The following is a 24,596-nucleotide window of genomic DNA, read 5'->3' as shown; positions in this document are numbered from 1 at the left end:
TGCGGCCAAGTCTTCGTATCCTCCCCCAAAAGGGGAGGAACATATCCCTACTGCGCGGGCGGCGGGCGATTCTCTACCGGCTGTGTCGGTGCGATGCGCGGGGCCGGAGTAGGCTCCGGCGCATCCGGCTCCTGCGGCGCGGCAGGATCGATGCCCAGATTGACCCCGTCCGGTCCGATGCCGATGTTCACATTGCCGATCTCGGTCGCGACGCTCACATTAGCGATGGCGTTCACGAGGTCCGCCGCATTCTCAGGCTCGGCGACTTCTGCGGCTGGCTCGTCGATGGCCTGTGCCATGAAATCGCGCCACACGCGCGCGGGCACGCCACCGCCCGCAAAGCCGGGCAGGGGGCTGTTGTCGTCATTCCCGACCCACACTGCCGTCACCAGCCCGCCCGCATAGCCCACGAAGATCGCATCGCGATTGTCCTGCGTCGTGCCGGTCTTGCCAAAGGTGCTGGTGCGCAAGGCCGCCGCGCTGCCCGTGCCACGATTGGCGGCGGATGAGAGCAGGTCGCGGATCATGTCCAACTGATCGCTGCTGAACGATTTCTGCCGGTCGATGATCGACGCGACCCAGCTACGTTCTTCGGGCGGCAGGCCATGCGCCTCGACCGGATACGCCCCCGCCGCGACGGCGGCATAGGCCTGCGTAAGTTCCAATATCGTCACTTCGGACGTGCCGAGCGCAGAGGAGAGATTCTCCTGAATCGGGCTGGTGATGCCCAGATCGCGCGCCACCTTTATGACGTTGCGGATGCCGACCTGCTGCGCCAGCCGGACGGCGGCGACATTGCTCGACACGGCAAAGGCCTGTCGCAAGGTTATCCGCCCGCGATAGCGCCGGTCGTGGTTGGCGGGGCGATATTCGCCTTCGGTGATCGGTGTGTCGTCGATCATGTCTTCGGGCGTCATGCCTGCGCGAAATGCCGCGAGATAGACGAACAGCTTGAAGGTCGATCCGGGCTGACGCTTTGCCTGCACGGCGCGGTTGAACGCGCTGTCCTTGTAACTTTTTCCGCCGACCATCGCGACGACGGTGCCGTCGGTCTTCATCGTGACCAAGGCGATCTGCGCCTTGCCCAGCGGCGCACGGCGCACGGCGGCTTCGGCCTGCTTCTGCACCTTGGCGTCCAGCGTAGTCGTGATTTCCTGCGCGCCATAGACGGCCCCGGCGCGGTCGCGCGCTTCGGGCAGCACCCAGTCTGCGAAATAGGTGCCGGTCGTTGCCGACGCACTGGACTGCACGTCGAGGCGGGCAGGGCGCAGTGCGTCCTTTTCCGACTGGCTGATATAGCCAGCCTCGACCATAGCCTGCATCACCAGCGCGGCACGATCCCGCGCGCCGGACAGGTTGGAGGTGGGCGCGAGCCGCGATGGCGCCTTGAGCAGCCCCGCCAGCATCGCCGCCTGCGGAATGGTCAGCCGGTCGGGACGGCGGTTGAAATAGTGCAGCGATGCGGCGCGCAGGCCATAGACATTGTCGCCGAAATAGACGTTCGACAGATAACGTTCGAGGATCTGATCCTTCGTCAGCCACGCCTCCAGCCACAGCGAAATCAGCGCCTCACGCAATTTGCGGCTGGCAGTGCGGTCGCTGTTCAGGAACACGCCCTTGGCAAGCTGCTGGGTGATCGTGCTGCCGCCCTGCGATGCGCCATCCGACCAGATATTGTGCCACATGGCGCGGGCAATGCCGCGCGGATCGATACCCCAATGGCTGTAAAAACGCCGATCCTCGATCGCCATGAACGCCTGCGGCACATGCGCGGGCAGTTCTGCGATCGTCACCGGCTTGTCGATGATCGCGCCCTTGCGGGCGATCACTTGCCCATCTGCCGACAGCAGCGTGATGCTGGGCGGGGCAATGGGTTTGAGCGAGCGGGACAGCGGCGCGGTGATCGCCAGCCAAGCCACCAATATCATGAACACCGCCAGCATCCCGGCCATTATCCAGCCGAGAATCTTCATCTTCTTACGGAAGGGCGTAGGCGCGAAGCTGCTGGGCGGTCCGCCACCAAAGTTGGAAGCGGGCGGCGGCGTGCCGGTGGGCAGGGGTTCGGGGAAGGGCGTCATAGGGTCGGAACAAACTGTATTATATGAATCATACAGTCAAGCCTTCCGATCTGCCTGATTGGGCGATAGCGTCTGCCAGAAGGATAATCCACGCCTAACCGCATCATGATCCAATCTATCCGATGTGCGTTGGGCGTATCGCTATGGGTGCGGCTATGCGAAAGCGGGATCAGAGAATGCGGGAGACGACGACAGTGGACCAGGCAAAGGCGACAGGACGCGGAAAACTGCGCATCGACGCGCGGCTGCTCGTCGTTTTTCTGTTTTCATGTGTCGGCTTATTCATCTTCGGCAAGATCTCTTCGGAAGTGATGGAAGGCGACACCATGGCGCTCGACCGGCACATCATCGAAGCATTGCGCAATCCCGCCAACCTCGCGATACCCATCGGCCCGCCATGGCTGCTTACCGTGATGCGCGACATCACGGCGCTGGGGGGATGGACGGTGCGGACGCTTCTCACACTTTTGGTCGTCGGCTTTCTGGTCATCGCGCGCTATCGGGCGATGGCGTTGTTTGTGGTGCTGGCAATCGGTGGAGGCGAGATTCTCAACAATGTGTTGAAGGGACTGTTCGACCGTGCGCGCCCCGACATCGTGTCCCATCTGGTCGACGTGCATTCCACCAGCTTCCCTAGCGGCCACGCCATGAACGCGGCTATCGTTTACCTGACGCTCGGCGCGATGTTGGCCCGGACGCAGGCGCGCCGCGCCGTGCGGATATACATCCTGTCCGTCGCCATCGCGTTGGCGCTCGTCATCGGTGCGTCGCGCGTCTATCTTGGCGTCCACTGGCCGAGCGACGTGCTGGCGGGATGGGCTGCCGGTGCGAGCTGGGCGTTGCTCATGTCGCTCGTGGCGCAACGGTTGCAACGGCGACATACGCTGGAGGGAGCGACACAGGCATGAGCGAAGGCCGCACCTTGACCGCGCCGGAACGCGCACTGGCCGCCAGCATATTCGGCGGCGCAATCGATCTCGACCCGGTGCGAATCTACAACCGTGCCTGGTGGCCGTTCCAGCCGCGCGGGGTCACTATGGCCCCCCGTGGCTCCATCCATTTTCATCACAAGGGCGACAGCTATTGCGACTGCTTCGGTAGCAGTAACCTGGGGATGCAGGGGCATCTGATCCACGAACTGGTGCATGTGTGGCAGCATCAGAGGGGCGTGAACCTGATCCTCAAGCGTCATCCTTTCTGCCGCTACAGCTACACGATCAAGCCCGGCTGGATGCTCGACCGCTACGGGATCGAGCAACAGGCAGAGATCGTGCGCCATGTGTTCCTGATGCGCCATGGCGTGAGAGTGCCCGGCGCGCCACCGCGCGAAACGCTGGAAAGCATATTGCCGTTCGGAACAGGTTGACCCGTCGCCATGATCGGGTCGAAGAGGAGGGCCGCACCATCGGCCAAAGGACAGTCATGACCCAATCCGCTTCCGTGCAACCGATATCCCAACGCAATCGCCTGTTCGCGATATTCGGGGGTTCGGCGGGCAATCTGGTCGAATGGTACGACTGGTATGTCTATTCCGCCTTCGCGCTCTATTTCGCGCCGATCTTCTTTCCCAAGGGAGATCAGACTGCGCAGTTGCTTAATACCGCTGCCGTCTTTGCCGTCGGATTCCTGATGCGCCCCATCGGTGCGTGGATCATGGGCGTCTATGCCGACCGGCATGGGCGCAAGTCCGGGTTGACGCTTTCCATCGGTCTGATGTGCGGCGGTTCGCTGCTGATCGCGGTCGCACCCAGCTACGCGCAGATTGGTTACTGGTCGCCCGCGTTGCTGATCCTTGCACGGCTGATGCAGGGGTTGAGCGTCGGTGGCGAATATGGGGCCAGTGCGACCTATCTTTCCGAAATGGCGAGCCAGAAGAATCGCGGGTTCTTCTCCAGCTTCCAATATGTCACGCTCATTATGGGGCAATTGCTGGCGCTCGGCGTGCTCATCCTGTTGCAAGCGACGATGAGCGAAGCGACGCTTGAATCGTGGGGCTGGCGCATCCCGTTCTTCATTGGCGGGGCGCTGGCGATCAGCGTCCTGTACCTGCGCCGCCGCCTGATGGAAACGCAATCCTTTCAGGCGACCAAGGATAATGACGGCCCCAAATCGGGCATGTTCACGCTCTTCCGGCTCTATCCGGGGCAGGCGCTGCTGGTGATCGCGCTGACGGCCGGCGGCACGCTCGCCTTCTATGCGTACTCGACTTACATGCAGAAATTCCTGGTCAACACATCGGGTTTCAGCCGCGAAGCCGCCACCGGCATCATGGCCTGCGCGCTGTTCGTCTATATGTGCCTGCAGCCGCTGGTCGGCGCGTTGTCCGACAGGATCGGGCGGCGACCCATCATGATCGCTTTTGGCGTGTCGGGTTTGCTGGCGACGGTGTGGATATTCCGGTCGCTCGAAACCGTCCGCAGCCCGGTCGAAGCGTTCTTCCTCGTCCTCTTCGCGCTGACCATCGTCAGCGGCTATACGGCGATCAACGCAGTCGTGAAGGCGGAGCTGTTCCCCGCCAGCATCCGCGCGCTGGGCGTTGCGCTACCCTATGCCATCGCCAATGCGCTGTTCGGCGGCACGGCGGAATATGTGGCGTTCTACCTGAAGGATATCGAGATGGAATCGATCTTCTACTGGTATGTCACCGGCATGATCGGCCTGTCGCTGGTGTCGTACCTCTGGATGCGGGACACCCGCCGTCACAGCCTGATCGACCGCGATCTGGATTAAAGCGCGAGTATTTCGTCCACCCATTGCGGCACCAGCGCGCTTGCCGCACCGATCCGCGTTTCGTGGAAATAGATGCTACCCGCCGACGGATCGAGGTTCAGTTCCAGCGTATGCGCTCCCACATGGCGCGCCGTCTGCACGAACCCGGCGGCAGGATAGACCGCGCCCGACGTGCCGATGGACACGAACAGGTCAGCCTCCCGCAACGCCGCGTCTATCCGCTCCATCTCATAAGGCATCTCGCCGAAGAACACGATGTCGGGGCGCAGGCTGGGCGCTTCGCAGAAGGGGCAGTGTGTTTCCGGCGGCATCGCCTCATGCCACGGTTTCGACGCGCCACAGGCCGCGCACAGCGCCGACATCAATTCCCCGTGCATGTGCAGCAACCGACTCGCGCCCGCCCGCTCATGCAGGTCGTCCACATTCTGCGTCACGATCAGCAATTCCCCCGGCCACGCATGGTCCAGCGCCGCCAGCGCATCATGCGCGGGATTGGGCACTACCTCCGCCAGCTTCGCCCGCCGCTCGTCATAGAAACGATGGACTAGTGCCGGATTGTGGGCCAGCGCCTCGGGCGTGCAGACATCTTCCACCCGATGCCCTTCCCACAGCCCATCCGGCCCGCGAAAGGTCGCAAGCCCGCTCTCGGCGGAAATTCCCGCGCCGGTAAGGATGACAATGTTGCGAATGTCTGGCATCCGCGCATCGAAGCAGGATAGCAGCAGGGGCGCAACAGCAATGACCGCGATTGGCATTTACGGCGCGACGGGCCGCATGGGGCAGGCGATTGCGCTGGCGGCGGGCGAAGCCGGCGTCGGCATTGCGGGCGGCGTGGATCGCGTGGGCGTTAGCGGAGAGATCGCGCCCGGCATCGCCATCGGCAGCGACTCTCTTGCGCTGGCCGAAGTCAGCAGCGTGCTGATCGACTTCTCCTCCCCCTCTGCGCTGGGCGAGCATCTCGACGCGTGCATCGCGGCGCGGCGGCCCATCGTGATCGGCACCACGGGGCTGGAAGACGTGCATCACGCGCTGATCGATCAGGCCGCGACCCAGATCGCGGTGCTGCAGACTGGCAACACCTCGCTGGGCGTCAATCTGCTGGCGGCGCTGGTCGAGGATGCGGCGCGGCGCCTGGGCGACGATTGGGACATAGAGATCGTCGAGATGCACCATCGCCACAAAGTCGATGCGCCCTCCGGCACCGCGCTCCTCCTTGGCGAAGCGGCCGCGCAGGGCAGGGGCGTTGCCCTTGCCGACAGCAAGGTCAGCGGTCGCGACGGCATTACCGGCGCGCGCGCGGCGGGCAGCATCGGCTTTGCGGCGCTGCGTGGTGGATCGGTGGCGGGCGACCATCAGGTGATCTTCGCGACCGAAGGCGAACGCATCGAAATCGGCCACCGCGCCGAAAACCGCAGCATCTTCGCCCGCGGCGCGATCAAGGCGGCGCTCTGGCTCGAAGGACAACCGGCAGGGCGCTACGATATGAAGAGCGTGCTGGGCCTGTAACGCGCGCATGAAAAAGGCTGACATCTTCGAATTTTACCGGCGGCTGGCCGAGGCGAACCCTGCTCCGCAGACCGAACTGGCCTATGGCAACGACTATCAGTTGCTGGTCGCCGTCACCTTGTCCGCGCAGTCCACCGATGTCGGCGTGAACAAGGCGACCAAGCTGCTGTTCCAACAGGTCGAAACGCCCGCGCAGATGGTTGCGCTGGGCGAGGACGGCCTCAAGCAGCACATCAAGACCATCGGGCTGTTCAATGCCAAGGCGAAGAACGTCATCGCCCTGTCAGAGATACTGGTGCGCGATTTCGATGGGCAGGTGCCGCAGGATCGCGACCTGTTGACGACGCTGCCCGGTGTCGGGCGCAAGACCGCCAATGTCGTGATGAACACCGCGTTCGGCGCGGAAACCTTTGCTGTCGATACCCACATCTTCCGCGTCGGCAATCGCACCGGCCTGGCGCCGGGAAAGACAGTCGTCGCGGTGGAGGACAAGCTCGACCGGCAGACGCCCGCGCCCTTCCGCCGCGACGCGCATCACTGGCTGATCCTGCACGGCCGCTATATCTGCAAGGCGCGTAAGCCCGAATGCTGGCGCTGCCCGGTGGTGGACCTGTGCCGTTTCAAGCCCAAGACCCCCGACCCCGCATAAAAGCCCGCCCGACCATAATCCACGCATTTTGCCGCTGGCGCTGTCGCATAGCCTTTGCTAAGCGACCCCACGGCACACGCCCAAGCACCCGTAGCTCAGCTGGATAGAGCGCTGCCCTCCGAAGGCAGAGGCCACAGGTTCGAATCCTGTCGGGTGCACCATTTCAGATTAGGGCTGGGTGAACTATCGCCGCCGTTAGCTGCGAGGCTAGGAACCATCATACGCACGTTGAAAAAGAGGTTGAGCCTTTACGAAATCATCTACATTCTTCATGCTGATTTCCAGGTCACCTGTTCCGAAATGGCCAATTTGCTTAACATCACGGGTAAAGCCTTCTTCAAGTTGAACCGTTTTAGGGTCAACTTTGACATAGGCGACCACGGTAGCTGCCTGAGGGTAGACTTCTAAGCAGACAAAATTTTTGATGAGTTTGAAAGCAACATAAAATTTCAGTTCTTTCATCTGAACGTCATCGCCCAGCGCAATCAGAAATTCGGTAACGCTATCCCAAAGCTGCCTTAAAGCTGGTGACGTATTCTTGACGCGATTGGCGATATGTTGGCCAGCATATCGTTCACTGTTGACTGCCCTTTCTCCACCTGATGTGGCAGTTTCCTTAATAGAAACAAGTGCTGGTGTAGAAGTGGGAACGGATTTCCCAGTCAGTTTAGAAGTATGGACCAGTTCGATCATGAGGTGATGGGAGCCAAAGCGTCTGTATCGGATCAGTTCTATTGCGCGATTGATCTGATTGACTGCGTAGCTATCATAACGGGTAAAATCTGCGGCGATGCAAAGCAGTCGCGGTTGGCTCCAATCCACCGCGCTAGCAACTTCCTGCCCTAGTTTGTCCATTACTAGCCACTGGAAGTCTTTTTTGTGATCCATCAACCAATCTAGATAAAATAAACCTTGATTAATGACGTTCTCGCTTACCGCGCGCTTATATTCAATAATGACGGGCGTCCCGTCCTCATCAATTCCCAGCGTGTCGATCCTGCCTCCGTGAACTGGTCCAGTGCTAAATTCTGTCGCCAAAAATCTGACGCCCATTAATGGCTCAAGATTATTCTCAATTAACGTTTGAAGAGATTTCTCGATTTGGGGCGCTTGCGGCTCCAACTCGCGTATCCGGCCATCATTGACTTCAAAAAGTTTAATGTCGCTCATCGCGCGCCCTTGTAAGACATTGTATTCATCTGAAACGCTATGGCATCGGCTTGCTGTCGGCAAGCGGCGAAACCGACCGTCAGGTCGCTAATATGCATTTGCGCTGGTTGGAAATACAGGCATTGAAAACCTTGCGCATCCCACCCCGCTGCGCCACATCTCCCGCATGACCACGCCTCCGCTAAAAGCCGTTCTCGTTCCCGTCACGCCGCTCCAGCAGAATTGTACGCTGCTCTGGTGCACGGCGACCAACAAGGGGGCGTTTGTTGATCCGGGGGGCGATCTGGACCGGTTGAAGGCGGCCGCGGCGCAGCACAATGTCACGATCGAGAAGATCCTCGTCACCCACGGCCATATCGACCATTGCGGCGAAGCAGGTACGCTGGCGAAGGAACTGGGCGTGCCGATCGAGGGGCCGCATGAGGCGGATCGCTTCTGGATTTCGCGGCTGGAGGATGATGGCCGCAATTACGGCATCAACGGCCAGATATTTGAGCCGGACCGCTGGCTGGTCAATGGCGATCAGGTGACGGTCGGCGATCTGACGTTCGATGTCTATCATTGCCCCGGCCACACCCCAGGCCATGTCGTGTTCCACCATGCCCCGTCAAAGCTCGCCATCGTCGGCGACGTGCTGTTTCAGGGGTCTATCGGGCGCACCGACTTCCCGATGGGCAATCATCAGGATCTGATCGACGCGATCACCGGGCGGCTATGGCCGCTGGGCGGGGACACTGCTTTTGTGCCCGGCCATGGCCAGATGAGCACCTTTGCCCATGAACGCCGGACCAATCCCTATGTGGCCGATCAGGTGACGGGGATTGCCGGCTGACCCCGTTCTCCATGCATTCGTAGGAGAACGGGGTGGACCCTATACCGTTGCGCTCAGCGGTTCGGTTGCCATGCCTTCGCCCATGCCGATGTAGACGGCGTAGAGCGCTGCAATCGACAAGCCGATGATCACCAGAAACGTGACGAGGATGCCGATCATCCGCGTTTTGGCCGGGGTGTCCGAATCCATGCCCAGGGCATGGAGTATCCGCGCGATCAGATAGGCGGCGACCGTCGCCCAGAGCCATGTCGTGCTGCCCAGCGCCATTTCGACCAGACCGGTCAGGATCAGCACGAACGGCGTATATTCGACATAGTTGGACTGCGCGCGCATCCGCTTGCTCAGCGGGCTGTTGCCGCCATCGCCATGCAGCACCTTTTCCGCCATGCGGATGCGGCCGATACGCATCGCCAGCCACAGGTTGATAAGAGCCGCCGCCGCTGCGAACGTCAGCGTAATTGGTAAGAACATCGTGGAATCCCCCGGTAGTGAGCGGCAACCTTGCCCCGCCGGGTTCTTCACGGCAAGGCACATATCGCGTATATGCCAAGCAAGGAATCTCTTGCACCCGATCCAAAAAGCGGTATAGGCGCAGGGCTTCGCGATATTCCGGGCCGCATGGGTCTGCGGCTCGATTGGCCGTCAGCATCTTCCAAGCGTTCCGGCCGTTCGCACTGACATTAATATACGGAAACAGGTGCCGCATGGCTGTCCCAAAGAGGAAAACGTCCCCTTCAAAGCGTGGTATGCGTCGCAGCCACGATACGCTGAAGGTTGAAGCTTACCAGGAATGCTCCAATTGTGGTGAGCTGAAGCGTCCGCACAATCTGTGCAACGCCTGCGGCCACTATAACGGTCGCGAAGTCATCGCGGTCGGCGCGTAAGCACCCACACCTCTCCGTTTCAGGGGGATTTCAGTGAGCCAGTATCCGCGAATCGCCATTGACGCGATGGGCGGAGACGAGGGCGTTCGCGTGATGATCGCGGGCGCCGCTTTGGCCCGCCGACGTCATGACGGCTTGCGTTTCACGCTGTTTGGCGATGAAGCGCAGATTGTCGCAGCCCTCGAAAACCATCCGAATCTGCGCGCGGCATCCGAAGTGGTGCACGCGCCAAACGTCGTGGATGGATCGGACAAGCCCAGTCAGGCGATCCGCAAGAAAGACAGCTCCATGGCGCTGGCTATTCAGGCGGTGAAGGAAGGCAAGGCAGGGGCTGCCGTGTCCGCCGGCAACACCGGCGCGCTGATGGCAATGGCGAAACTGGCGCTGCGCACGATGCCGGGGATCGACCGGCCCGCGCTGGCGGCGTTGCTTCCCACATTGGGCGACAATGATGTCGTAATGCTCGACCTTGGCGCGAACACCGAATGCGATGCCCGCAATCTGGTGCAGTTCGCAGTGATGGGCGCCGCCTATGCACGCACCGTACTCGATCTTGAGCGGCCGCGTGTCCGCTTGCTCAATATCGGCACCGAGGAGCTGAAAGGTACCGACGAGATTCGCGATGCCGCTGCGCAATTGCGCGCTGCGACGGCGCTGCCCATGTCGTTCGACGGCTTTATCGAAGGCGATAAGATCAATCGCGGCGATACCGACGTCGTGGTGACTGAGGGATTTGCGGGGAACATCGCGCTCAAGACGATCGAAGGCACGGCGCGCTTCGTCACCGATGTTTTGCGCAATGCTTTCACCAGTTCGATTCGCTCAAAAATCGGTTTCCTGATTTCGAAGCCTGCAATGCATCTTCTCAAGCATCATCTCGATCCGAACAATCACAACGGCGCGGTGTTTCTTGGCCTCAACGGCGTGGTCGTGAAAAGCCACGGCAGCGCCAATGAAAAGGGCGTAGCCAACGCCGTCCACGTGGCCGCGCGGCTGCTGGAAGAAGACATTACACGTCGCATCGCCGACGATCTGGCCAATATCGGTACGCTTGCGGCTGACGCCAAAAGTGCCGGTGGCCGTAAAGGGGCGACGCCGCCCATGGAGCAGTCTGCAAAATGATTCGCCGTTCCGTTCTGCTTGGCACGGGCTCCGCCCTGCCGCCTCGCGCCGTCAGCAATGCAGAACTTGCGCAGACGGTGGATACGACTGACGAATGGATCGTGGAACGCACGGGCATCCGCAACCGTCACCTTGCTGCGGACGGTGAGACGACCGGTACTCTGGCGACCGAGGCCGCACGCAATGCACTGGCGGCGGCGGGCATCGATGCCCGCGAGATCGACCTGATCGTGCTGGCGACGGCGACTCCCGACCAGACATTTCCGGCAACCGCGACCATCGTTCAGGCGGCATTGGGTATCAATGACTGCATCGCCTTCGATCTGGCGGCGGTCTGTTCGGGCTTTCTGTACGCCATGTCGGTTGCCGACAGCATGATTCGCGGCGGCACCGCGCACAAGGCGCTGGTGATCGGATCGGAAACGTTCAGCCGCATTCTCGACTGGGAAGATCGCGGCACCTGCGTTCTGTTTGGCGACGGGGCAGGCGCCATCGTACTCGGCGCCGAAGAAACCGCCGAGGGCCATCGCGGCATCCTCGCCACCAAGCTGCATGCCGATGGCCGCTATAACGACATGCTGTATGTCGACGGTGGCGTGTCGACCACCGGCACGGTCGGCAAGCTGCGCATGAAGGGCAAGGAAGTGTTCCGCCATGCCGTCGTCAACCTGGCGTCGGTGATGGGCGAAACATTGGATCAGGTAGGCCTGACCTCCGCAGACGTGGATTGGGTCGTGCCGCATCAGGCCAACGCCCGCATTCTGGATGCCACTGCGCGGAAGCTGGGCCTGCCGGCGGAAAAGGTCGTGATGACTGTGGATCGTCACGCGAATACATCGGCGGCATCGGTGCCGCTCGCGCTGGACGTGGCCGTGCGGGACGGGCGCATAAAGCAAGGCGATCTCATCGTGTTGGAGGCGATGGGTGGCGGTTTTACATGGGGAGCCTGCGTGCTGCGCGTGTGATCTGACTCGGTCAGGACCGGGATCGTATCGTAACGGTACATTTGGTCCGAAATCGTTGTTGTTGTTCGCTCGTACAGCTTGCAAAATCCCGTGTAATCAGGCAGATCGACCTTGAGTTGTTTCGGCACGGGATCGAAATGACCTTGGGTTTGCATCGGGTGGGGATTTGATGACGAACAATGCAACGTTGACGCGCGCCGATTTGGCAGAATCGCTGAATCGACAGATTGGACTATCGCGCGCGGAATCGGCCTCTATGGTTGAAACGATCCTGCGCCTAATGTGTGAAGCGCTTGCCAATGGCGAGAATGTCAAGATTTCAAGCTTTGGCACGTTTGTCCTGCGGGACAAGAATGAGCGGGTGGGCCGTAACCCCAAGACCGGGGTTGAAGTGTCGATCGCACCGCGCCGGGTGCTGACGTTCCGGGCGAGCCAGACCATGCGGGAACGCATCGCACGCGGCTAAGCATCTGCGGCTAAATGGTTGACGTTGGGCCCTTGCTGGGTGCAACATGATTGTCATGAAAGCGGATGGGGCATTTCTGACGATCGGTGAATTGTCGACCGAGCTAGGCTTGCCGCAGCATATCCTGCGCTATTGGGAAACGCGCTTTCCCCAATTGCGCCCGCTCCAGCGATCCGGCAACCGCCGCTATTATCGGCCTTCCGATGTAGCTTTGGCGCGGGAGATTCATCGACTGTTGAATGTCGAAGGGTTTACCGTGCGCGGCGCGCAAAAGGCTTTGGTGGATGTGGACCCTAACAGGGTCGCGGCTGTCGCCGAACCGACACCGGTACGGCCCAGTTCAGCAGATGAAGCGCCAATGCCTGTTGCCGCATTGGCCGACGCGACGTTAATCGCGCGTCTCGAAGCAATAAGAGAGAAACTCGCCGCCTCGCTTGCCTGATCGGTTTAGTGCACTTCAGGCCCGAGTGCCGCATCGAGATCGCGGGGGCGGACGAACGCTACCAGTGTCGCGTTTTTCGCGTCGGCATCCTTCCAATGGTCTACTGCGAATTCCAAGGTCGCAAGGCTGGCGGTCGGAAATTTCTCTTCCACCTCGTCGCGCAATGGATTGCTGCCATCGTCCGGCACCATGTCAAGGATCAGGTCTTCCAGACCCGGGTTATGCCCTGCCATTAATACGCTGTCGGCAGTATCCGGCATCGCATGGAGCACATCGATAAGCGCCGCGGAGGATGCGAGATAAATCCGTCGGTCCCACAATGTCTCGATCGCCTGGCCATAGCTGTCGAGGAAATGGTCGAGTGTTTCCACCACTCGCACGGCAGGCGATGCGACCAGAACGTCGAATGCCATCCCTTCCTTCTTCGCAAAACGGCCCATCAGCGTCGCGGCACGCTCACCGCGCTCGTTAAGCGGTCGGTCGAAGTCGCGCTTCACCGGATCGTCCCAGCCCGATTTGGCATGGCGCAACAGGGTCAGACGCTTCATTCTATCTCCACCGCTGCTCAGGCTGAACCTGCGCCATCGTGATGCACCAAAGTTGCCGCCGCGCCAAGTGCGTCAGGCACAGAAAGTCGACTGACCGCGATGATCGCTTCGTCCAGAGTGACCCTACGGATCGCGACGCCTTCGGGAAACGCCGACAGCAAACGGCTGGGCATGGCGGCAGACAGGATCACGAAACACCCCCGGTCGCTCGCGCGGCGGATCAGCCGTCCGAAGGCCTGCGCCAGTCGCGCGCGGATCAGCGCATCGTCGTAACGGCTTCCGCCGCCTGCCAGCTTGCGCGCGCTGTGCAGCACTGTTGGTTTTGGCCAGGGGACGCCCTCCATCACCACCAGCCGCAGCGAATCGCCCGGCACATCGACACCGTCGCGCAGGGCATCGGTGCCGAGCAGCGAAGCGCGCGGATCGTCGCGGAAAATATCGACCAAAGTGCCCGTGTCCATCGGATCGACATGCTGCGCGAACAACGGCAATCCCGCGCGTGCCAGCCGGTCGGCGATCCGCGCATGGACCGCCCGCAACCGACGGATGGCGGTGAACAGGCCAAGCGTCCCGCCCTGCGCCGCCTCGATCAGCCGCGCATAAGCGCCGGACATCGCGGCGATATCGCCTCGCTTGATATCGGTGACGACAAGAACTTCGGCTTGCGTAGGGTAATCGAACGGACTGACAGCCTCGAACCGCGCGGCGGGGCGGGAGAGGTGTAACGTGCCACTACGCGCTTCCGCCAGATTCCAGTCGCCGCCGCCTTTCAGCGTAGCCGATGTCACGATCACGCCATGCGCGGGCTTCAGCACTGCCGATGCCAACGGCTTGGTAGGGTCGAGCCAGTGGCGATGGATGCCGATGTCGAACTCGCGTCCTTCATAGCGATCGACCGCCAGCCAATCGACGAAATCGGGGTCTGCAGGCCCGCCGATGCGCGACAGTAGCGCCAGCCATGCCGCCACGAGATCGCATCGCCAGCCCAGCGACGCGATGGCCCCTTCGATCCGTGCGCGCGCCTGTCCGTCGAGCCAATCGGGCGGATCCTGCACCACCGCTTCCAACCTTTTGCCCAGATGCGTCAGCGGACGCAGCAACGCATCCAGAGCCTCGGCCGCAGCCTGCGCCGCTTCGACCAGCGCGCCATCCGGCTCGGCCAGTTCGGTTTCCAGCCCATATCCTGCGTCGGCGTCCTTGCCGCTCTCGGCTGCCCGCGCGTACACCGTCCCCCGCACTGCCGCGAGCAACGCCTCGACCGGCCCGAACGCATCGCCCGCCACGACGCGCTTTAGCCATTCGTCGCCCGGCAGGGCTTGCGCCGCATGGCGTGCCGCTTCAATCGCCAGCGCTCCTTCGGCATCATAGCTCGCCACATCGGAGAGTCGCGCGGCCAGACCGCGCCGCCTTCCGCGCGAGGAACCTTCCGGCCCGATCACCCAGCGCCGCAATTCGATGGCTTCCTGCCCCGACAGCAAAGCCGCGAACGTCGAATCGGCGGCATCGAACAGGTGATGGCCTTCGTCGAAAATGATCCGCTGCGGCTGGTTGCCCGTTTCCCGCCCTCGCGCCGCGTTGATCATCACAAGCGCGTGGTTGGCGATCACGATGTCCGCTTCCGCCGATGCGCGCGATGCCCGCTCGATGAAGCATTTGCGGTAATGCGGGCAGCCAGCGTAGATGCACTCGCCGCGCCGGTCGGTCAGCGCCGTCGATCCATTGCGCCGGAACAATGTGGGCAGCCATCCGGGCAGGTCGCCGCCCACCATGTCGCCATCCTTGGTGAACGCCGCCCAGCGCGCCACCAGTTGCGCAAGCACCGCCGCACGTCCCGCAAAGCCGCCCTGCAATGCGTCTTCCAGATTGAGCAGGCAGAGATAATTTTCCCGCCCCTTGCGCACGACCACGCGCCGCTTGCGCGTCTCTGCGTCGGGGAACAGCCGGATCGTCTCGCGGTCCAGTTGCCGTTGCAGCGCCTTGGTATAGGTCGATATCCACACTGCGCCGCCTGCCTCTGCGGACCAGAGCGATGCGGGCGCGAGATAGCCCAAGGTCTTGCCGATCCCGGTCCCTGCTTCGGCGAGCAGCATATTGGGCTGATCCCGCATCGCGCGTGGTGCGAAGCTGGCGGCGGCATTTTCGGCATAGGCCCGTTGGCCGGGGCGGGTTTCGGCGCCATGCCCCGTCAACATGTCGAGCCGCTCCAGCACCTTGTCGCCGTTCAGGCTGATGGTGCGCGGGGCAGGGCGGGGGGCAGCTTCCTCCCATTCGGGCAGCTTGGAAAACAGCCAGCGCTCCGCTTCCTGGGGTGTCGCCAAATGGGGCGTGACCAATTGCGCCCATGGCCAGCGCAGCCGGTACAGCGATTGCGCCGATGTCCACGCCCCTTCGCGCTCAGCCCAGTCGCTTGCCGAAAGTTGCGCGATCAGGCGCTCGGCAATCGCATGGATCAGCGCGGGTATGTCCGCTTCGGTGGCAGGCGCAGGCAGGCGCAACGCTTCGGCCAGTCCTTTGGCGGTCGGCACCACAAAGCGTGCCGGATGCACGAACGCCCATAATTCCAGCAGGTCGAGACCATTGAGATCGGCATAGCCCAGCCGCTGTCCCGCCAAGGGACCGTTCAGCAGCAAGACCGGAGTCTCCGCCGCGCGTCCCACGGCTTCGCCCTTCGATATGCCGCGTGTTTCTCCCCCCTCGCGCAACCATATGCCGCCGTGGCTGGCATGGAGCGCGGGATAGGCAAGCGGGGAGGGCAGCGAAGGATTCACTTCGTCTGTCTAGGGGAGAGAGAACAAAGGGGAAACTGCTTTTACCGACATTGCCTAACAAAAGAACAGTCACCTGCGCCTTGCCGCTGGCCGATCGCTGACCGAACTGTTAGACGGCGGATGTGAGAAAACGCAAATATCCGCAAATGTCGCGCGTGCAGCGATTCGGGACAGAAGGGTTCTTCGCCGTCCCCAAAGCCGTCGCTACCTTCCTGATGCTTGCCAGTTGCGTCAGCCCCACCGCGTCGCGCGAATATCTCGTGCACAATATGCCGGAATATGAAAAGCTGGCAGCTACGCTCGCGCCTGGCGACATCGTCACTCTAGCCAATGGCGACTGGAAGAATGCTGAACTGATCTTCGAAGCGCATGGCACTGCCGCCAAGCCCGTCACCCTGCGCGCGCAGACGAAGGGGGCGGTGATTCTGTCCGGACGGTCGAATTTGCGTCTGGCGGGCGAGTATCTCGTCGTGTCGGGCCTTGTGTTCCGCAATGGCTATAGCGCCGATTCCGATCTTATATCGTTCCGCCGCAAGCAAGGCGTCGTCGCCTCCAATTCCCGCGTCACGGAAATCGTGATCGACAATTTCAGCCAGCCCGATCCGGAGGAAGGCGAAAACTGGATCGCGCTGTACGGTCACGACAATCGCGTCGATCATTCGCACATCGTCGGTAAGGCAAGCCGGGGCGTCACGCTGGCGGTGATCCGTGACGACCCGCAACCTATGCCGGATCGCCACCGCATCGATCACAATTATTTCGGCCACCGCCCGCCGCTGGGCAGCAATGGCGGCGAAACGATCCGCGTCGGCACCAGCGATTTGTCGCGGTCGGATTCGAAGACGGTGATCGAAGAGAATTACTTTGAGGAGTGCGACGGTGAGGCGGAGATCATCTCGATCAAATCCGGCGGCAATATTATCCGGCGTAACGTCATCGTCGCGTCGCAGGGTTCCATCGTCTTGCGCCATGGCGACGGCAATGTCGTGGAACGCAATGTCATCCTGGGTAAGGGCAAGCCCGAGACGGGGGGCATCCGTATTATCAATGCGCGGCACATCGTGCGGGACAATTATATCGAAGGTGTGACCGGCACCGATTTCTATGCCGCGATCGCCATCATGAACGGCGCAAAGAACCCGCCGCTCAACGGCTATTCCCCCGTGACGGACACGCTGATCGAACGCAACAGCATCATCAACTCAGCGCAGGTTGCCATCGGCGCGGGGGCAGGGGACAAGCGCGGCGTCTCACCGACGCGCACGACGTTCACGCAGAATCTGGTGGTGGGCAAGGATGGGGTCAGCCCCTTTACCGTCGGAACGGAAACGACCGGCATAGCCTTTGTCGACAACCGCTTGAGCGAGGCGCCCGCTGATCTGTCGGAATCCATGTCGGGCAAACCCGTTGCACTCGCCCGCGCCGCAAACGGGCTGCTCTACCCTGCGGATGTTGCCGATCGATCGTTCGGCGCACCGCGCGATCTGGCATCCGTTGCGCGGAGTGAGGTTGGCGTGAGCTGGTATAAAAGCGCGGCGGCAAAAAACTAACGCCGCCGCCCGAACCCCGCATAAACGGGCACCGATTCGGACAAGCTGGCGGGCGGCATGCCACGCCGATGCCTGCGGTTTGACTGCGCATATTCCAGGGCTTGGTATAGCGGCCCGCTTTGTAGGTCGAAGGGAAAGCGCACGCCCATGCAGTCGCCTTCGCTAATCCACATCACCTTGGCAAAGGTCGTGTGGCCCTCGCAATCGAGCTGAAAATCCGTGCCTTTGGGCAAAGTGCTTCCGCGCACCTGCGCGCCGGATTCGCTCAGGTTGGTTACTGTCGCGTCCTGAGAGTCCAGAACCGTGGTAATCGTCACCGGAATGTCCACCGACACTCGCACCCGACCGCGTTTCGCCTGCATGGCACAGCCTCCTTTATGCCATGATTATCTCCAAATGTAGTTAACGTTTCGCAAACAGAACGAGTAAACGCGTTCATTCCCTATGGTTTTTTTCCAGGCATTCGATTAACAGGCGCCGGAGCTTTTCGACCTGTGGCACCCCCGCAATGACGAAGCTGTCCGTCACGCGATCGCCGTCGCTATCCACATGGCTCCCGGTCTGCACCGTAAGCGTTCCCCAACCGTCCTCCGCAGCGAGGCAGCTCACTGGCCCCATATGATCGAGCTGGACGAAATCCGTCTGGCGCGTCTTGCCCAATATGATCCGGATCAGCCGCCGATTGGTCAGCCCGTAGATGGTCGATGCAGCCTCTTTGCGAATATGCAACGGCTTGTTCAGCATCCACAGCCCTACGAGGATGAAGGGTATACCGAACAACGGGAATGCGATGCCGAACCCCCATCCCATCGCGTCATTGGGAGGCCCGGAAAGCCACGGCGCAGCCGCAAGCCCCGTCCAGACGATCGAAAAGACTGTCCAGGGCACCGCGAAGAGCCACATGCTGAATGCTGCTTTCAATCGGCGCGGATCGGGCGATGCGCTCCACAACAAACGCTCGCCAGCCGCAAGTTCGCCATTGAGCGCGGCGGTCAAGCCATAGGCCGTGGAAGAAGCGGATGTTTCCATACCGAGTCATTCTATCGAAACAATGCTGGAAAAAGGCTTAAAGACTGGCCCAGTTGGCGCTAAGGGGAGCGTCCAACGCTGATCCACGGAACCTCCATGACCGAACCGCTTTCCCTGCGCGATGCCGCTCTTGCCTCCAAGGCCTGGCCTTATGAAGAAGCGCGCAAGCTGCTGAAGCGCTATCCCAATGGCGCGCCGGAAAAGGGCTATGTGCTGTTCGAAACGGGATACGGTCCGTCGGGCCTGCCGCATATCGGCACGTTCAACGAAGTGTTGCGCACGACGATGGTGCGTAATGCGTTTCATGCACTGTCGGACATTCCCACGCGCCTGATCGCCTTCAGCGACGATATGGACGGTCTGCGCAAGGTGCCGGACAATGTCCCCAATGGCGACATGCTCCGCGAACATCTGGGCAAGCCGCTGACGCAGATTCCCGACCCATTCGGTTGTCATGAGAGCTTCGCGCATCACAACAACGCCACGTTGCGCGCCTTCCTCGACAGCTTCGGTTTCGAATATGAGTTCGCCTCCTCGACCGACTATTATCGCGGCGGAAAGTTCGACGATGCCCTGCGCAACGTGCTGCGCCATTATCAGGCGATCATGGACATCATGCTGCCCACGCTCCGCAAGGAACGGCAGCTTACCTATTCGCCGATCCTGCCGATCAGCCAGAAGAGCGGTATCGTGCTGCAGGTTCCCGTCGAAGTCGTGGGCGCCGAAGCTGGCATCGTTCGGTTTGAGGATGAAGGCGAAACCATCGAGCAATCCATCCTGTCGGGGGGCGCAAAGCTGCAGTGGAAGGTCGATTGGGCGATGCGCTGGGTCGCTCTTGGCGTCGACTATGAAATGGCGGGGAAGGATCTGATCGACTCCGTCACACAGTCATCCAAGATCGCCCGCGCCCTCGGCGCCCGCCCGCCCGAAGGCTTCAACTATGAAATGTTCCTCGATGAAAATGGCGAGAAGATTTCCAAGTCGAAGGGCAACGGCTTAAGCCTCGAACAGTGGCTGACCTACGGCCCGCAGGAAAGTCTGGCGTTCTACGCCTATCGTGAGCCGAAAAAGGCCAAGTCGTTGCACATGGGCGTCATCCCCCGCGCGGTGGACGAATATTGGCAGTTCCGCGGCAACTATGCGGGGCAGGCGATCGAACAGCGGCTGGGCAATCCGGTGCACCACATTCACAATGGCCAGCCGCCGGAAGGCACGCTGCCGGTCACTTTCGGATTGCTGCTCAATCTCGTTGGGGTGATGGGTGAAGCCCAGCCCGAACAGGTATGGGCTTATCTACAGAATTACGTACCCGACGCTTCACCTGAAACGCACCCGGACCTGGACGCGCTGATCGGGCATGCCCTTGCCTATCACCGCGATTTCGTAGCGCCCACGCTAAAGCGTCGCGCGCCTACGGAGAACGAAGCCGCTGCGCTGCGGCAACTGGACGCCGAACTGGCCGATCTGCCTGCCGATGCAACGGCGGAGGACATCCAGAACATCGTCTATGCCATCGGTAAGGAGGAGCATTATGGCTTCGCCGAGCTGCGCGACTGGTTCAAGGCGCTGTATCAGACGTTGTTGGGTGCGGATCAGGGTCCGCGCATGGGAAGTTTTATCGCGCTCTATGGCATTGAAAACAGCCGTAAGTTAATCGGAGAAGCACTTTACGCGTGAATCAACGCATCTTCGTACGGAACATACCGGTTCGTTTCGTGTTCGCTCCTATAGTCCACCCCCTTTCGGACTGATGGTCGGCATCCCCCCTCCCGTCGACCATCGGCCGCGCGCGGCTTTCGAGTAGCGCGCGGCCACCGGGCGGGGTTTCGTAATAGGAAAGCCCCCGCGCTCTCGCACGGGGGCTTTCCTCTAACTACGCTGCCCTGTTTACCAGAAGAAGCGGTTGTATACCTGAACAACGCGCCCGGTGCGCATGTTCACCAGCAAGACATCGTCATAGTGCCGGACATAACGTAGGTCGCGACCGGCAGGCGGCAGGCGATAGCGGCGCGGGTCGTTGATGAAATAGCGCGACCCGTAATAGTTCGGCGCAATCCGTGCGCCTGCACGCCAGTTCTGATAACGGAACGGCGCACGCCATTCGCCACGTGCATAGACATTGCGATGGCTCTGACGATAATCGCGCCAATCTTCGCGCACTTCGCGACGTGCATCGCGCACATCCCGGCGTTCCTCACGGACATCGCGACGATCGCCATAGCGCTGTGCCTGGCGCAGATCGCGCCGTTCTTCGCGCAGATCGCGCTCGCTACGGCGCACTTCGCCATAGGATTGGGCGGATACGGTGGCTGGTACGGCTGTGGCAGCCAACAAGGCAATAAGGACAATCTTACGCATATCGTCTCTCCCTTCGGATTGGGACGGTGGTTACTTGCGGATGCGGGGCGACCCAAAATGGGGGCGTCCTGCATCGACAACGCCTTTATGGGCCAGCGGTCCTGAACCGGATGGAAATGACAGCGTCAGGAATCTGAAAGCTAAGGTAATAAAGTGTAACAGTGCGAGCGGCGTCATTTCGCTTTAGAAGGGGTCCACAGGCTTTCGCGATACCATTTGGTCACGACATATTTGGTGCCGGTGATAACGGGTTTGGCGGCGTGCAGACTGGCTTGCAAGGGTGCGCCATCGCGATCCATGTTGTTCCACGCCAGGATCATGCCTTCCTTGGGTGGGATCATGAATTCGCACATCGGGAAATGGGTTTCCCCACCCTCGGCCACATCGCTCAGATAAATCATCGCCGTCCATGTGCGCTGCCCCCCGGATCGCCGCATGGCCTGCCAATAAGCGGCGGTGGCGGGGAAGAAATCGCAATGCACCTTATATTCCTGCATCGCAGTGTAGCGCTGCCCCTGCAACGTCTCGCCATTTTCGGCGTCGATGCCAAGCAGTCCGCCGATCCGATCGCTGATGCTGCGCACCAGTGTGTCCAGCGGATCGAGATGACAGCTATGGCTGGTGCGGTAATCGGGATTGGCACTGCCCGAAAACAGCGTCGAAGGCTGCGCATTGGCGTCGATCATCGTCCGCATCAGTGCGCATTCCGTCGGTGTCAGAAACGCATGGCGACCATAGATATCCAGCGTATCGGTAGCAATCCGGCTCACCATGGGATTGCGATCCAGCCGCTTGCGCACCAGCTCGCCGATTGAAGCGCGCCGGGGCGAGGCGATGCCTCCATCGTCTATCGTGTCGTCCTGCATGTTAACGTCCTGCCACTGCGAACAGCGCCAGACAATAGTGCCCCAAACGAAAGGAACCCGGAACGTCTCCGCTCCGGGTCCAGTGGTTCCTGAAGGCCAGTCCAGGAAGCTGCTATAGCTTAATAAAAGAAGCCGTTGATCACATCGACGACGTAACCGTCACGGGTATCGATCAACAACGCATCGTCATAATATCGGATCCACCGCAGCGACCCGTAGGCGGGCGGCAGACGATACTGATAGGGATCGTTCAGCCAGTAATTGTTCGAGTAGAGCAGGCTGTTCAACTGGATCCCGATGGAAAACTGCCGATAGCCATAATTCCATCCGCGCGGCGCATAATAGCGACCGGGGCGGTAGATCTGGCCATAGTTGCGGCGATAGCTCTGCCAGTCGTAACGCCGGTCGTTGCGCCAGCCATTGTCCCACCGCCGCTGATTGGACCAGCGGTCCCGTTCGTTGATGCGCCCACGATTGCCGTAGGCGTAATTGGCGCCATTGCGATTGTCCCAACCACGGGTGCCCCAGTCGCGGCTGCCGTCATTTCTGCGGTCATTGCGCCAGGTGTCATTGCGGACATCACGGCGATCCTCGCGCACGTCGCGGCGGTCTTCGCGCCAGTCGCGACGATCTTCGGCCCGGTCGCGCCAGCCATTATTGCCGTTGCGAACGTCCCGCACATCTTCGCGCCGGTCACGGCGATCTTCGCGTATGTCGCGACGGTCTTCGCGAATATCTCGACGGACCTGCGGCGTCACCGGTTGCTGCTGAATGACCTGCGGTTGACGCCCTTCGCCGCGACCGCGCCATTCGCGCCCCTGCACCTGCACGCCGCTATCGGTACGCACCTGAGCGCCCCGATCCGGGCGTTCCTGCCATGTGCGCTGCTGGTGCTGCTGCTGCTGCGCACCTGGGTTGACCTGCTGGCGCTGTTCCATGCGCTGCTGACGCATTTCGCCGCCGCGCCCACGCCCACCATTATCATCGCCACGCTGGGCATAGGCCGGAGCAACCGCGCCTAGCGCCGTTGCAGCCATCAGTCCGGCAAGCATCATGGTCCTGATCGTCATCTGCTTCGTCCTCACCTGGAGCCGAATTGGCGCCTTGTGTATCCCGATTAGGCCTACGGCCATGTCAGGATGCTGAATTACTGTGTCAGCATTCGGAAAGGATTCAACGACACTGTGCCGTGGCGTTGTCCCGATCAGGGAACGCGCAGGGCAGGGACCACACGCGCGGCATCCTGCGGTGTGATGCCCGGCGGCGGGGCAGCGGTAACCTGCTCCTCACCGCGCTGGATACGCGCCGCGCGCTTCATGGCTTCGCGGATGCGGGGGTAGGTGCCACATCGACACAGGTTGGTGATTGCCGCATCGATGTCCGCATCGGTCGGATCGCTGTTCCGCTTCAGCAGGACCGCCGCCGCCATGATCATCCCCGGCATACAGAAACCGCATTGCGGCAGGTTTTCGGCAACCCATGCCTGCTGCACCGGATTGCTGCGATCGGGCGATAGGGCTTCGATGGTCGTGACGAACCGCCCCTCGGTCTGCGCAATGGTGATCTGGCAGGACCGGATCGCTTCGCCATCGATGTCGACCGTACACGCGCCGCAATCCCCCGTGCCGCACCCATATTTCGTGCCGGTCAGGTTGGACGCATCGCGCAAGGCCCACAGCAGGGGCGTGTCGGGGTCCATGCGATACTGCACAGGCCGGTCGTTGACGGTGAACTTGGTCATCGCCGCTGTCTGTATCGCATGGTCCGCATTTCAGGAACCCTGTCCCCGCGTCATTCTTTCCAGTCGGTTTCGTCGCGTTCCAGCATCCGCACCATCGCCGCAAAGTCGGCCGCGCCTTGCCCACCGGGAAGCTGCACGCCCGCCATGTCGCGCTGATGCACGGCGATCACGTCGTCCGGAATAAGCGCAGGGGTGCCCGCCGCGCCGGTCGCCACCTGGATCTCACACGCCCGCTGCAAGGCCCAATGCCGGAAGAACGCAGCCGGCAGTGTCTCCGCCATCACCAGCGTGCCGTGGTTGCGCAGCATCATCGTCCGCTTGTTGCCTAGGCTCTCGATCAGCCTTACGCCTTCCTCTGGCCGGATCGTGATGCCTTCGAATGTATGATAGGCGATCTGCCCATGGAACGCAGCGGCATAGAAATTGGTGGGCATCAACCCTTCCTGCGTCGCCGACACGGCCATCCCCGCCGTCGTATGCGTATGTATAATGCAATGTGCGTCAGGCAGATGCCGGTGGAAAACGCTATGCTGCGTAAACCCGGCCTTGTTGACGGGGTAGGGGCTGCCATCCAGCACAGTCCCGTCGATATCGATCTTCACCAGATTGGACGCGCATATCTCGCGATAATGCAGCCCGTACGGATTGATCAGAAACGCATTGTCCTCCCCCGGCACGCGCAGGGTAATATGGTTGTAGATCAGCTCGTCCCAACCCTGCCGCGCGAATATCCGATAGCAGGCGGCAAGCTGCTGCCGCGCGGCCCATTCTGCGTCCGACATGCTGCGGCGCGAAGCCTCTATTGCAGTAGCCATGGCCTCTCTCCTTATTGACATTGATGTTTGTAGACCACAAAGCATCGGCACATGTCGAGGGGCTGTTGTGCCCTTCG

26 protein-coding genes and 1 tRNA gene are annotated in these 24,596 nt (G+C 61.3%); 14 read left to right on the top strand and 13 right to left on the bottom strand.

Annotated features, from left to right (window positions below; all coding sequences use genetic code 11):
- Window positions 1–47: 47 nt before the first annotated feature.
- Complete coding sequence (locus LQ220_RS10805) at window positions 48–2,078, bottom strand: transglycosylase domain-containing protein (RefSeq protein ID WP_230188301.1); 2,031 nt, start codon at window positions 2,076–2,078, stop codon at window positions 48–50.
- 176 nt (window positions 2,079–2,254) lie between these two features.
- Between LQ220_RS10805 and LQ220_RS10800 the strand changes: the two genes are divergently transcribed.
- From LQ220_RS10800 to LQ220_RS10790, 3 genes are read left to right on the top strand one after another with little or no spacing between them, the layout of a single operon-like run.
- A complete protein-coding gene (locus LQ220_RS10800; protein WP_230188300.1) occupies window positions 2,255–2,986 on the top strand; it encodes a phosphatase PAP2 family protein in 732 nt (243 codons plus the stop codon).
- The gene (locus tag LQ220_RS10795; protein WP_230188299.1) at window positions 2,983–3,444 is read left to right on the top strand and encodes a vgr related protein; all 462 of its coding nucleotides are present in this window, start codon (window positions 2,983–2,985) and stop codon (window positions 3,442–3,444) included. Before LQ220_RS10800 ends, LQ220_RS10795 begins: the two co-directional genes overlap by 4 nt.
- A 56-nt stretch (window positions 3,445–3,500) precedes the next feature.
- On the top strand, window positions 3,501–4,808 hold the full coding sequence (locus LQ220_RS10790; RefSeq protein ID WP_230188298.1) for an MFS transporter: 1,308 nt from the start codon (window positions 3,501–3,503) through the stop codon (window positions 4,806–4,808).
- Here LQ220_RS10790 and LQ220_RS10785 read toward each other — a convergent pair.
- Window positions 4,805–5,506 carry an NAD-dependent deacylase gene (locus LQ220_RS10785; protein ID WP_230188415.1) on the bottom strand — a complete coding sequence of 234 codons (702 nt, stop codon included), beginning with the start codon at window positions 5,504–5,506 and terminating at the stop codon, window positions 4,805–4,807. The genes LQ220_RS10790 and LQ220_RS10785 overlap by 4 nt on opposite strands.
- 40 nt (window positions 5,507–5,546) lie before the next feature.
- On the opposite strand from LQ220_RS10785, the gene dapB reads away from it, so the two are divergent.
- From dapB to LQ220_RS10770, 3 genes are all read left to right on the top strand, one after another.
- Complete coding sequence (gene dapB / locus LQ220_RS10780) at window positions 5,547–6,314, top strand: 4-hydroxy-tetrahydrodipicolinate reductase (protein ID WP_230188297.1); 768 nt, start codon at window positions 5,547–5,549, stop codon at window positions 6,312–6,314.
- A gap of 7 nt (window positions 6,315–6,321) precedes the next feature.
- Window positions 6,322–6,963: an endonuclease III gene (gene nth, locus LQ220_RS10775; RefSeq protein WP_230188296.1), complete on the top strand. Its 642-nt coding sequence runs from the start codon at window positions 6,322–6,324 to the stop codon at window positions 6,961–6,963.
- An 84-nt stretch (window positions 6,964–7,047) separates the two neighbouring features.
- Window positions 7,048–7,124: transfer RNA gene (locus tag LQ220_RS10770), tRNA-Arg, on the top strand.
- Window positions 7,125–7,170: 46 nt separating this feature from the next.
- Here LQ220_RS10770 and LQ220_RS10765 read toward each other — a convergent pair.
- On the bottom strand, window positions 7,171–8,133 hold the full coding sequence (locus tag LQ220_RS10765) for a DUF5655 domain-containing protein (protein ID WP_230188295.1): 963 nt from the start codon (window positions 8,131–8,133) through the stop codon (window positions 7,171–7,173).
- Window positions 8,134–8,299: 166 nt separating this feature from the next.
- Between LQ220_RS10765 and LQ220_RS10760 the strand changes: the two genes are divergently transcribed.
- A complete protein-coding gene (locus LQ220_RS10760; RefSeq protein ID WP_230188294.1) occupies window positions 8,300–8,965 on the top strand; it encodes an MBL fold metallo-hydrolase in 666 nt (221 codons plus the stop codon).
- 39 nt (window positions 8,966–9,004) lie between these two features.
- Here LQ220_RS10760 and LQ220_RS10755 read toward each other — a convergent pair whose 3' ends face one another.
- The gene (locus LQ220_RS10755; RefSeq protein ID WP_230188293.1) at window positions 9,005–9,436 is read right to left on the bottom strand and encodes an MAPEG family protein; all 432 of its coding nucleotides are present in this window, start codon (window positions 9,434–9,436) and stop codon (window positions 9,005–9,007) included.
- A 233-nt stretch (window positions 9,437–9,669) separates the two neighbouring features.
- On the opposite strand from LQ220_RS10755, the gene rpmF reads away from it, so the two are divergent.
- The 5 genes from rpmF to LQ220_RS10730 all read left to right on the top strand — a co-directional run bounded on the left by rpmF (window position 9,670) and on the right by LQ220_RS10730 (window position 12,844).
- Window positions 9,670–9,849, top strand: coding sequence for a 50S ribosomal protein L32 (gene rpmF / locus LQ220_RS10750; protein WP_230188292.1), 180 nt, complete (start codon window positions 9,670–9,672; stop codon window positions 9,847–9,849).
- Between the two features lie 66 nt (window positions 9,850–9,915).
- Window positions 9,916–10,971, top strand: coding sequence for a phosphate acyltransferase PlsX (gene plsX, locus LQ220_RS10745; RefSeq protein ID WP_230188414.1), 1,056 nt, complete (start codon window positions 9,916–9,918; stop codon window positions 10,969–10,971).
- Window positions 10,968–11,936 carry a beta-ketoacyl-ACP synthase III gene (locus LQ220_RS10740; RefSeq protein ID WP_230188291.1) on the top strand — a complete coding sequence of 323 codons (969 nt, stop codon included), beginning with the start codon at window positions 10,968–10,970 and terminating at the stop codon, window positions 11,934–11,936. The genes plsX and LQ220_RS10740 overlap by 4 nt, the downstream gene beginning before the upstream one ends.
- Window positions 11,937–12,105: 169 nt before the next feature.
- The gene (locus LQ220_RS10735) at window positions 12,106–12,402 is read left to right on the top strand and encodes an integration host factor subunit alpha (protein ID WP_230188290.1); all 297 of its coding nucleotides are present in this window, start codon (window positions 12,106–12,108) and stop codon (window positions 12,400–12,402) included.
- 46 nt (window positions 12,403–12,448) lie between these two features.
- Window positions 12,449–12,844: a MerR family transcriptional regulator gene (locus LQ220_RS10730; protein WP_230188289.1), complete on the top strand. Its 396-nt coding sequence runs from the start codon at window positions 12,449–12,451 to the stop codon at window positions 12,842–12,844.
- Between the two features lie 5 nt (window positions 12,845–12,849).
- On the opposite strand, the gene LQ220_RS10725 is transcribed toward LQ220_RS10730, so the two are convergent.
- On the bottom strand, window positions 12,850–13,392 hold the full coding sequence (locus tag LQ220_RS10725; protein WP_230188288.1) for a histidine phosphatase family protein: 543 nt from the start codon (window positions 13,390–13,392) through the stop codon (window positions 12,850–12,852).
- A 17-nt stretch (window positions 13,393–13,409) separates the two neighbouring features.
- A complete protein-coding gene (locus LQ220_RS10720) occupies window positions 13,410–16,148 on the bottom strand; it encodes an ATP-dependent DNA helicase (protein ID WP_230188413.1) in 2,739 nt (912 codons plus the stop codon).
- Between the two features lie 134 nt (window positions 16,149–16,282).
- On the opposite strand from LQ220_RS10720, the gene LQ220_RS10715 reads away from it, so the two are divergent.
- Window positions 16,283–17,710 (top strand): polysaccharide lyase 6 family protein, encoded by a 1,428-nt coding sequence (locus LQ220_RS10715; protein WP_230188287.1) that lies wholly within the window; start codon window positions 16,283–16,285, stop codon window positions 17,708–17,710.
- On the opposite strand, the gene LQ220_RS10710 is transcribed toward LQ220_RS10715, so the two are convergent.
- Complete coding sequence (locus LQ220_RS10710) at window positions 17,707–18,072, bottom strand: PilZ domain-containing protein (RefSeq protein WP_230188286.1); 366 nt, start codon at window positions 18,070–18,072, stop codon at window positions 17,707–17,709. The two genes, LQ220_RS10715 and LQ220_RS10710, sit on opposite strands and share 4 nt — an antisense overlap.
- Window positions 18,073–18,145: 73 nt before the next feature.
- Window positions 18,146–18,739 carry a hypothetical protein gene (locus tag LQ220_RS10705; protein ID WP_230188285.1) on the bottom strand — a complete coding sequence of 198 codons (594 nt, stop codon included), beginning with the start codon at window positions 18,737–18,739 and terminating at the stop codon, window positions 18,146–18,148.
- A gap of 96 nt (window positions 18,740–18,835) precedes the next feature.
- Between LQ220_RS10705 and LQ220_RS10700 the strand changes: the two genes are divergently transcribed.
- Window positions 18,836–20,416 (top strand): lysine--tRNA ligase, encoded by a 1,581-nt coding sequence (locus LQ220_RS10700; RefSeq protein WP_230188284.1) that lies wholly within the window; start codon window positions 18,836–18,838, stop codon window positions 20,414–20,416.
- A gap of 210 nt (window positions 20,417–20,626) precedes the next feature.
- Here LQ220_RS10700 and LQ220_RS10695 read toward each other — a convergent pair whose 3' ends face one another.
- The 5 genes from LQ220_RS10695 to LQ220_RS10675 form a co-directional block, all read right to left on the bottom strand.
- Window positions 20,627–21,097 carry an RcnB family protein gene (locus LQ220_RS10695; RefSeq protein WP_230188283.1) on the bottom strand — a complete coding sequence of 157 codons (471 nt, stop codon included), beginning with the start codon at window positions 21,095–21,097 and terminating at the stop codon, window positions 20,627–20,629.
- 173 nt (window positions 21,098–21,270) lie between these two features.
- A complete protein-coding gene (locus LQ220_RS10690) occupies window positions 21,271–21,963 on the bottom strand; it encodes a 2OG-Fe(II) oxygenase (RefSeq protein ID WP_230188282.1) in 693 nt (230 codons plus the stop codon).
- 119 nt (window positions 21,964–22,082) lie between these two features.
- Window positions 22,083–23,033, bottom strand: a complete 951-nt coding sequence (locus tag LQ220_RS10685) for an RcnB family protein (protein ID WP_230188281.1) — start codon at window positions 23,031–23,033, stop codon at window positions 22,083–22,085.
- Window positions 23,034–23,167: 134 nt separating this feature from the next.
- A complete protein-coding gene (locus tag LQ220_RS10680; protein ID WP_230188280.1) occupies window positions 23,168–23,704 on the bottom strand; it encodes a (2Fe-2S)-binding protein in 537 nt (178 codons plus the stop codon).
- Between the two features lie 50 nt (window positions 23,705–23,754).
- Window positions 23,755–24,519: a class II aldolase/adducin family protein gene (locus tag LQ220_RS10675; protein ID WP_230188279.1), complete on the bottom strand. Its 765-nt coding sequence runs from the start codon at window positions 24,517–24,519 to the stop codon at window positions 23,755–23,757.
- Between the last annotated feature and the right edge of the window lie 77 nt (window positions 24,520–24,596).

Source organism: Sphingobium sp. CECT 9361 (assembly GCF_918741285.1).
Lineage (GTDB): Bacteria > Pseudomonadota > Alphaproteobacteria > Sphingomonadales > Sphingomonadaceae > Sphingobium.
This window is presented reverse-complemented; position numbering and strand designations above follow the sequence as displayed.